The organism is Lyngbya sp. CCAP 1446/10, from assembly GCF_026130175.1.
Lineage (GTDB): Bacteria > Cyanobacteriota > Cyanobacteriia > Cyanobacteriales > Microcoleaceae > Microcoleus.
In genome coordinates, this window is the sequence record NZ_JAIGNI010000013.1 from 1 (window position 1) to 9,193 (window position 9,193).

A 9,193-nucleotide genomic window follows, 5' to 3' on the forward strand; every position below is an offset into this window, starting at 1 on the left:
TAGCATAAGTGTAACTAAATCTACATTCGAGTGCGTAAAGAAATATTAAAAATCACAAAACTTGATTGTGTGAGTTATAAAATTATCCTATGTATTCAATTACTGTAATTAAATTTCACTACATATTTATTACTACCTTTGTTACTAAAAATATTAAACGATAGATACTTATCGTTTGTCAATAGGCAGAATGGGATTAGTTAGGTTCCGAATTTGAGAGTTGGCTGATCAAAAAGGTTGGACGCTCAAGGATGCGATCGCTCGGACGTTCCGTACAGCACAGTCAGGCACTATGCTCGTTCTGAAGGGCTGGCCGCTGTTGACATCACATCGATTCAAAAAATAGCTCGCACCCTCGATATTTTGATTGAACAGTTAATGGATGTTGTTAAAGAGTAATTTGGTGTTTGATAGTGCGGCAATATTTTGAGCAGCGTCATCAGAAAGCAATCCGTCAATATGCAGAAATTATCGTTATGACCCATGATGTGGATAGAATTGCTAATTATCTAGAGGTTTCAGAACCCGCTTTATAGAAATCTATGGATCGCGATCGAAGTGGAACGATCGATTTTGCAGCATTTGGCGAATTAATCCTTCATTGTGGCCTCCTGTCGGGATACACTGATTTGGTCAGTTATGTTCTACCGATCGATGTTGACGATCGGCATTTCCGGCAATGAATACGGCACTCTCTGGTTTAGGAGAACCGCCTCGATCCAATAGTGACCCAATTAAAACATTAGGGAGGATTGATTCATGGTACCTGTGGCCCTTGAAAACAAAGTTGTGACTGAAGAAGAGGTGGCGAAGCTCTGGGAAGCTTTCAAAGTATTTGATGAAGATGGCAGCGGTGCGATTTCAACAGAGGAACTGGGGCAAGTGATGCGATCGCTCGGGCAGAGTCCTAGCGACATCGAACTGCGCGATATGGTCAAGGAGGTAGATGTTGACTTGTCTGGTAGTATAGATTTTGAGGAATTCCAAACCCTAATTTTGTCGCAGCAGGGCGATCGCAAAAGCCGTCTCAAGCTGGCATTCAGCGTGTTTGACGAAGACGGCAGCGGTCAGATTACAACAAACGAGCTGCACAGCGTCATGAGTCAGTTTGGGCTGACTGATGAGGAACTGAAAAAAATGATCGAAGAAGTCGATGGTGATGGCGATGCCTCCATTGACTTTGAAGAGTTCATGAAACTCGTCCCGCATGAATCAGAAATAAGTAGTTCTCAAGATTCGCCAATTACCCTAACGAATCCTACTTCAAGCGATGCAGCCACCCTCACCGAAGAAGAAATACTGGCTGCCACTAACACAACCACTTTAACAACCGCCGAATCTCCAGTACAGGAAGCACTAAGCGACGATCCGGAGGTAGCGCGACTCAAAGAACTGCTCGCTCAACATCCACAGGAGGAAAAAGAGCGCGTTACCTCGCGCCTGCAAATGCAAATCGGTATGTTCCGTCTGATTCAAGGATCTGCCTACCGCTGCTTCCGCGAGAGTTTCTCCGCCAACCACGAAACTCACCTGCGCGTGAGAAACCTACCCTATAGAATCACCGACTTTGTGCAGTTTGTGAAGCAAGCGATCGCGCTTTACAAAGGCTTAGATATCGTAGAAAAAGCTTGCCATCCCCTGCTAAATGCAGTCGTTGAATCGATCGATTCTGAGTACGATCGACTGCAAAACCGTATCAAAAACTGGAACACCATCGAAAAAACACCAGAGATGCGGGCTGAAGATAAAGCGATGCTGGAGGCCAGTCGCAATTCAATCTCAGTCAAAGAGAAGTTTGCCGCAGGTGTCGAGTTCGCCATCACCATGAAGAAAAAGCAGTTCAGCTTTCGTGACATCGCTGAAGGCGTGCTGGCAATCAACGAACTCAACCGCTTGAGGCAGATGGAACTGAATGCAGAGCTTGCCCCACCTCCCCCCAAATCTGAAGGCGATCCCAAAGATTATTTGAAGCAGTGGAACCGCGTGATCATTTCCGATGCCTCAGAAGCAATCAAAGGTGCGATGATGCCAGTCGCATATTGGTATGAGGATTTTATGCCTAAGCTGCTAGCGGCATTCAGCGTCAGTACGGCGGCTGACATCCCAAGCAACACCGTACCTGACGAAGCGACATTAGCTCAATGGTACGAAAACACCAAATCCGTTGGAGGATTTGGCCACTATGGGGCGGATGTGGCAGAAAACTTTCCTAAATGCAGCCCAAAACAAAAGCTGGCTATCATGCAGGCATGGCGTTTAACCCACCACTATCTGAATGGGGTGCAGAAACGGCGCGAACGCCAAGAGTTTGGGCGCGAGTCTGGGGCGCTTTCCCAGTATGTGTCATTCATTGATGTGTATTTGGGTCGAAGTGACGTGAAAGATTCCCAGATGCGCGTCAGTTTCCCCTACTATATCGGCCCTGGGGTATGGCGCTTTTTCCACACTACGGCGGAAATTGTCTGTACTAAGCCCCTAAAGCAGCAAAAAGCCTTAGTAGCAGTCTTCAAGGACTTCTTTAAGCTGTTTGCTACCATGTATCCCTGCCCCTACTGCCGCCACCACCTCAATATGTACGTTGTGCAGAACAAAGAGGTTGATATGTACCCGGTGGAGTATCTTTTGCTGGGGCGCGATCGCCAGCTTAATAACTTTGAAGTATCGATGGATGCAAAGCTGTCTACAGTTGTCGATGGTTCTGCCCTGCGTTTATTCTTCTGGAAACTACACAACACTGTCTCGTCATCGATCGCTCGATCGGAAGAATGGTATCACAAGGATGAGAAAGCGTTCTATACCACCCGCTACTGGCCTAGTCTGGACTCCGAACTAGCGCGCAGCAAAGCGCTCAAACACCTCAGCATCTCGGTCGATCGCTTGTACCGCCTCTACGGGCTGCTCAAGCCAGCATCGCGGTTAGCAGGTGTCAGAGCAACGCTGCAAAAGCTGTTGGAGAAGGGCGACGAGCAAGGTATGAGAGAAGCTTGCACTCTAGCCCAAGATTACATCAAGGATTTGGAGGAAGCTGCGATCGCCGGACAATTCCTTCAGGAGACATACCGTTTTGACCCTGAGATTGTAGATAAAGTGCCCCACTTCACGCCGGAAGAGGAAGAGTTTGCCCGCAGCGGTGTGTTCGTAGAAGTCGCTTGACACTCCCCAGCCTGAAGGTATGGGGATTCTTTGATCTACGAGCCGACTTGCTCTAATTGGATTTCTCCAACCACAGTAGAGGTCAATTCTCCCAAAGCGTTATTTGCATCTAGTGCAAAGGTTCCGGTATGCCCTACCGTACCCAATCCCCGACTTAGGATATTTATAGCGGCATTGAAATCTCTATCCATCAGACACCCACACTTACAAGCGTGAGTTCTGGTGGATAGCGTTTTTTTGACAACTTCGCCGCAGCTAGAGCATTCTTGACTGGTATATTGCGGATTCACCGCAACCGTTACTTTCTCAAATACTTTTCCAAAATATTCAAGCCATACACGAAACTGATACCAAGATGCGTCGTTAATGGACTTAGCAAGACAATGATTCTGCACCATATTTTTGATTCTCAAATCTTCGTAAGCTATCAAGTCGTTTGACTGAACTACGCACCTTGCCAATTTTACGGCATGGTCTTTACGTTGCCTACTTATTTTGAGATGGCGCTTGCCTAAAACCTGTCGAGCTTTGCCTCTATTCTTTGAACCTTTAGCCTTTCTAGACACCCGATGTTGACTGCGTTTAAGGATACGTTCACTTTTTCTCAAGAACCTAGGGTTTTCAACCGTGACTCCGTTTGAATCAGTGTAATATTCTTTTAGCCCAACATCTAGTCCAATGGTTTTACCCGTTGGTTTTGTGTTTTCCTTTCTATTGACATCAACACAAAACTGGACGTACATACCGTCAGCACGTTTTACCAGTCGAACCCGTTTTATTTGGCTGATTTGGTAAAAATGCAAGTCGCGTGTACCTTTGAGCTTGAGTTTGCCGATCCCTTTTTTATCGGTGAAAGTTATCGACTTTCTGTCTGGAGTAAGTTTCCACCCAGTCGATTTGTACTCAACAGAACGGCAGTCTTTCTGAAATTTTGGATATCCTTTTTTGCCGGGAGTCTTTTTCTTACAGTTTTCGTAGAATCGAGAGATAGCTGCCCAAGCACGTTCGGCACTTGCTTGTCTTGCCTGGGAGTTGAGTTCGTCAGCAAACGGAAAAGTTGCCGCTAGTACAGCACAGTATTTATTCAAGTCGTACTTGTTCTTTTTAGGATTGTCTATCCAATAGCGCAAACAGCTATTACGAACAAACTGGCTGGTACGAATAGCTTCGTTTACTGCTTGGAACTGACTTGATTTTCCGTAAGCCTTGAATTCAAAAACTAGCATTGCCTTACCTCCACCGTTATACTAGCGAAGTTAGCACAAAACAGGTAAGTGCGTAATAAAAAGTTACAATTAAAGCCGTCCTAGAAGGACGGGGTTTTAAACCCAAATTCTTAATAACTGAACCAGGATTAATTGCAACCAACTTGCATTCATCCGTTTTTATCGGGATTATTCGCAACTATAAGAGTCAAGTAAATGAATGCTTTCTTGACTCTTCCGAAAACCCCTGTAAGCGGTTCTGAATCTCCTATTTCCCTGTCAAGAAAGTCGTCAAGATTTCAAAAGCAACCTCGCCTTGCTTCGTCACGAGTTTCTTGACCTGTGACAGGAACTCTTACCTGGTTTCCTTTTCCCATCATTGCTTTCAGCCTATTTGCAACTAATCCTGGTTGAGATGGATGATTGCAGGCTCAGTTACAGTTAATCCGGGGAAAGAGAATGCGATGATTGGAGGCTTGACCGTTTACGATTGCTGGGTACTACCATTTTCTGTTTTGGATTTATACATTGAAATTGGGAATGACTTATCACATAATGGTTTGGAGCTTCCCTACAGTTGCATCGTTTTTTTTAACTGTATAACTAGGGCTTTTGACTCTTGCGATCGGCCTGTCAGTTGTCAGATTTCAGAGTTTTTCTTAAAACATTTCATTACTTGGTAACATAATAAATAAGGCTGACGCAGCTACTCAACTTGTAAGATGCGTGGCAATGTACGCTACGCCGAGTTAAAGCTTTTGAGGTGGAACATGAAACGTCTGGTTATTTGCTGTGATGGAACTTGGCAACAGCTATCGAGTCCTTACCCAAGCAATATAGTTAAGCTGGCTCAATCTGTGAAACCGATCGCAAGTGATGGAGTTCCACAGGTAGTGTTTTATGACGAGGGCATTGGCACCGAGAGTCAAAAGATTTTAGGCGGAGCCACGGGACTCGGAATCGATCGCAACATTGAGGATGCCTATCGGTTCCTCAGTCTCAATTATGTAGATGGTGACGAAATTTATCTATTCGGGTTCAGTCGCGGTGCTTACACCGTCAGAAGTCTAGCGGGAATGATTTATTGCGCCGGTCTTCTATCGCGCCCTCATGTGACTAAAACCCACGAAGCTTACGAGCTTTACCGTCATCGAGAGGTTAAACCGCGAGATAAAATGGCTGCCGATTACCGCGACACCTATGGCGATCGCGTCCCGATTACCTTGATTGGTTGTTTCGATACCGTCGGTTCCCTGGGGATTCCTGGTTTACCTGCCTTCAAGCAGGTTCACGAACAACTCAACAAGCGCTACAGATTTCACGACACAACTTTAAATAAAGGGATTCAGAATGCGTTGCACGCCGTGGCGATCGACGAAATCCGCGAAGCTTTCGACGTAACTCCCATGAAAAAGCATCCTGATACTGAGAACCAGCGGGTAATTCAAGTTTGGTTTCCCGGCGGACATAGCTGCGTAGGCGGTGGAACGAAAGAATACAGTGGGTTATCAGATGCCGCCTTGCAGTGGATGTTGGATTCAACCCGTAACCTTGGACTGGGCCTAGAATTCGATCCTAGTGTCATTCCAACAGGTATCAATCCTAATTATGAGTGTGATTTTAATAACAATCCAGGGGTTTTTAAATTAGCAGGAATCAAGTTGCGTGAAGTGAGCGATGCAATTGAAGAACTGCATGAAAGCACGATTTTGCGGTTGCAAACCCGCCAGGATTACCGCCCCAAAAATCTACAACGACATCTCCCAAAACTTGATTCCATCCAGCAGGCTGAAAAGACTGCATCACAATCTGAAAAATTAGCAACATCACCACCTATAACCGAGCAATACCGAGAATCTGAAAAATTAGCAGCATCACCCCCTCGAACCGGAAAATACCGAGAAAGAAAAACTATCATGGCAAGCAAAAGAGATACTTCACGGGACGGATTTAAAAACAAACTGGAGACGGCTGTTTTAACTGGCTTAAAGCCAATTTGGAGCTTTATTCAAAACAATTCAGGTCTTGCGAAAAAAGTCAATAAAACGCTGATTAACAATGCCATTAATAAGATTCCGGTTCGTCCCTATCAGTTTAGCACTATGTCTCCCTACACATCTTGGGATTCATTGATCGATCGCTCGTACTCTGGACTCCAGTTGCCGCCTTTAGATTGGAAACCCTTGACCAATAAAAATTACGTCGGCATTAATTTAGCGCCTACCGAAGAGTTTGAGAAAAATCTGCCGCCGATTAAGGATTTGGAAATTTTGTATCGTAAAGACGGGGAGACACAATACTCGCCCAAATCTTCACTGATGTTTCCCTATTTTGTGCAGTGGTTCACCGACAGCTTTCTGCGTACAGCCCGCGACGATCACCGTAAAAATACTTCCAACCACCATATCGATCTGTGTAATGTCTATGGGTTAAACCCCAAGATTACACAGATGCTACGATCGCACAAAGGCGGCAAGATGAAAAGCCAATTTATTAATGGCGAAGAATATCCTCCGTTTTACTACGATGAGGATGGACGAGCCAAAGAAGAATTCGCAGAATTACCTCATCTTTACACCGAAAATTCCATCCCAAAATCCGAGACATTCTCTCACGAAAAAAAACAAAGTTTATTCGCGATGGGGATTGAATTAGAACGGGCAAACGTACAAATTGGGTATGTAATGCTGAACGTTCTTTGCTTGAGAGAACACAATCGCGTGTGCGACATCTTAGCAGAACACTATCCAGCCTGGGATGATGAACGTCTGTTCCAAACTGCCAGAAACATTGTAGTGGTTGAATTTCTCAGGATTGTGTTAGAAGATTACATCAACCACATTACTCCCTATCACTTCCAATTCTTCACCGATCCGCAGGCTTTCACTAATGAAAAATGGTATCGCCATAATTGGATGTCGGTAGAATTTAGTTTGGTCTACCGCTGGCACAGTATGTTGCCTGATACTCTCATTCACAACGATCAGACAGTTCCCATGCCTGCCTCAATGTGGAACAACAACATGATTATCAGCAAGGGTTTAGGAGGAATCTTTGAAGAAAGTTGTTCCCAACCTGCCGCCCAACTGAGTTTATTCAATACGCCTGAATTTCTGTTACCAACCGAGTTAGCTAGTATTCGCATGGCTCGTCAATCAAAACTGAGAAGCTACAACGATTATCGTGAGTTGTGTAAGTATCCCCGCGTCACCGATTTCGATCAGATTAGTGGCAATAAAAGAGTTCAACGAGAACTCAAAAGTTTGTACGGACACGTAGATAATATTGAGCTTTATGTCGGACTCTATGCCGAAGATTTGCGTCCCAACTCAGCCCTACCTCCTTTAGTGGGACGATTAATCGGAATTGATGCGTTTTCTCAAGCATTCACCAATCCTTTATTAGCCGAAAATATCTTCAATCCAGAAACTTTTTCGCCGGTGGGCTGGGAAATTATTCACAATACCAAAACGCTTTCTGAGGTAGTACACCGCAACATTCCTCAAGGTCAAAACTATCGAATTTCGTTTTACCGCTACAATTGGAAACCCGTTTAATCAGCAAACGCATCAAGGCAAATATGAGCAATAAGTTGTTTACAGAATATCCCGAACATAATGAACGCGAATATTGCGATCGCCTAGTCGAGCAAACCAATATCCGCATGGATAATCTTTATAAGGACAAGGAACGGGCGCTGCGAGATACCCACACCAAAAGCCACGCTGCTGTTAAAGGAACTCTCGAAATCTTTGACTTTGATGAGGAAGCGATTAAACGCGAGTTGAACAAACGCGCCTCGTTGACTTCTTCGCAACTCAATGCTATTTCCCTGAAGCAAGGCTTGCTCTCTTTGCCCAAGCAATATCCTGTTTGGCTGCGATTTGCCAACGGGGCTTTCCAACCTAAAAATGATTGCGAACCCGACACCCGCTCAATGGCAGTGAAAGTGATGGGAGTTGAAGGGGAACGACTGCTGCAAAGCTATGAGTCGAAAACCCAGGATCTGATTGTTCATAATTCAGCGTTTTTCTTTGTTGAAAACATCAAAGATTACTACGGCTTTTTTTCTGCCGTCGTTGAGTCGAAGGAGGCAACAAAGAAGTGGTTGTATCAACATCCGAGGCAATTCTTAGCACTCCTCAAGGGTACGAGTTCGACTCCAAAAAGTTTACTAACAGAACGATATTGGAGCAGTTCAGCCTCTGCTTTGGGTCTCAAACCCGATTTTGATGCTTCCAAAACGAGTCTAGTTCCTGTCGAATATCCGGCTGTGATTAAATATGCGTTTACTCCAGTTTCAGGCGAACCGCCGCACAACAAGATTGCATCCCAGTCTCGACCTGGGATTCCTAAACTTCCTTTTAGCGATCGCGCCAAAGCTTTAGGTTTAGATCCCAATAAACTCGACAATTACTACCGGGATGACATCATTCAAGCCCTTTTCCAACCTGATGCTCAATATTGTTGGGACTTTGGCATTCAATTCCAAACCAACTCCAAGATGTCGATCGACGATACCACGATTCTCTGGAAGGAAAGCGAATCTCCTTTCTTCACAGTCGGTCGTCTCACCGTCAAGCATCAAATCATTAATTTTGAGAAACAATACGATTTCTGTGAAAACCTGCGATTTTCTCCTTGGAACGGTCTAGCAGTCCATCGTCCGGTTGGTGCAATAAATCGGCTGCGCGGCATTGTTTACCCCGTTGTCGCCTCCTATCGCTATCAGAAGCTAGGTCTGAGCGACCCAATCCCAGAACCAACTGGAAACGAGACTTTTTGAAGAAGACTGGGCGGCATGGGGCATTGGGCATGGGGTATTGGGCATTGGG

Annotated in this window: 5 protein-coding genes; 4 read left to right on the forward strand and 1 reads right to left on the reverse strand. The window is 45.1% G+C overall.

What is annotated here, in order from left to right; translation table 11 throughout:
• The first annotated feature begins 237 nt into the window (after nucleotides 1-237).
• Nucleotides 238-399 carry a hypothetical protein gene (locus K4039_RS08080; protein WP_375339795.1) on the forward strand — a complete coding sequence of 54 codons (162 nt, stop codon included), beginning with the start codon at nucleotides 238-240 and terminating at the stop codon, nucleotides 397-399.
• Nucleotides 400-759: 360 nt separating this feature from the next.
• Nucleotides 760-3,153, forward strand: coding sequence for an EF-hand domain-containing protein (locus tag K4039_RS08085; protein ID WP_265234637.1), 2,394 nt, complete (start codon nucleotides 760-762; stop codon nucleotides 3,151-3,153).
• Between the two features lie 35 nt (nucleotides 3,154-3,188).
• Here the strand turns inward: K4039_RS08085 and K4039_RS08090 are convergent, their stop codons facing one another.
• Nucleotides 3,189-4,379: a transposase gene (locus tag K4039_RS08090; RefSeq protein WP_265234638.1), complete on the reverse strand. Its 1,191-nt coding sequence runs from the start codon at nucleotides 4,377-4,379 to the stop codon at nucleotides 3,189-3,191.
• A gap of 749 nt (nucleotides 4,380-5,128) precedes the next feature.
• On the opposite strand from K4039_RS08090, the gene K4039_RS29795 reads away from it, so the two are divergent.
• Nucleotides 5,129-7,915, forward strand: coding sequence for a phospholipase effector Tle1 domain-containing protein (locus K4039_RS29795; RefSeq protein WP_321161585.1), 2,787 nt, complete (start codon nucleotides 5,129-5,131; stop codon nucleotides 7,913-7,915).
• A 23-nt stretch (nucleotides 7,916-7,938) separates the two neighbouring features.
• Entirely contained in the window at nucleotides 7,939-9,144 is a 1,206-nt protein-coding gene (locus K4039_RS08105; protein ID WP_265234639.1) for a catalase, read from the forward strand.
• Nucleotides 9,145-9,193 lie beyond the last annotated feature (49 nt).

Coding starts and splice junctions, on each gene's coding strand:
- K4039_RS29795 (WP_321161585.1), top strand. CDS start 5,129: ATGAAACGTCTGGTTATTTGCTGTGATGGAACTTGGCAACAGCTATCG.
- K4039_RS08090 (WP_265234638.1), bottom strand. CDS start 4,379: ATGCTAGTTTTTGAATTCAAGGCTTACGGAAAATCAAGTCAGTTCCAA.
- K4039_RS08085 (WP_265234637.1), top strand. CDS start 760: ATGGTACCTGTGGCCCTTGAAAACAAAGTTGTGACTGAAGAAGAGGTG.
- K4039_RS08105 (WP_265234639.1), top strand. CDS start 7,939: ATGAGCAATAAGTTGTTTACAGAATATCCCGAACATAATGAACGCGAA.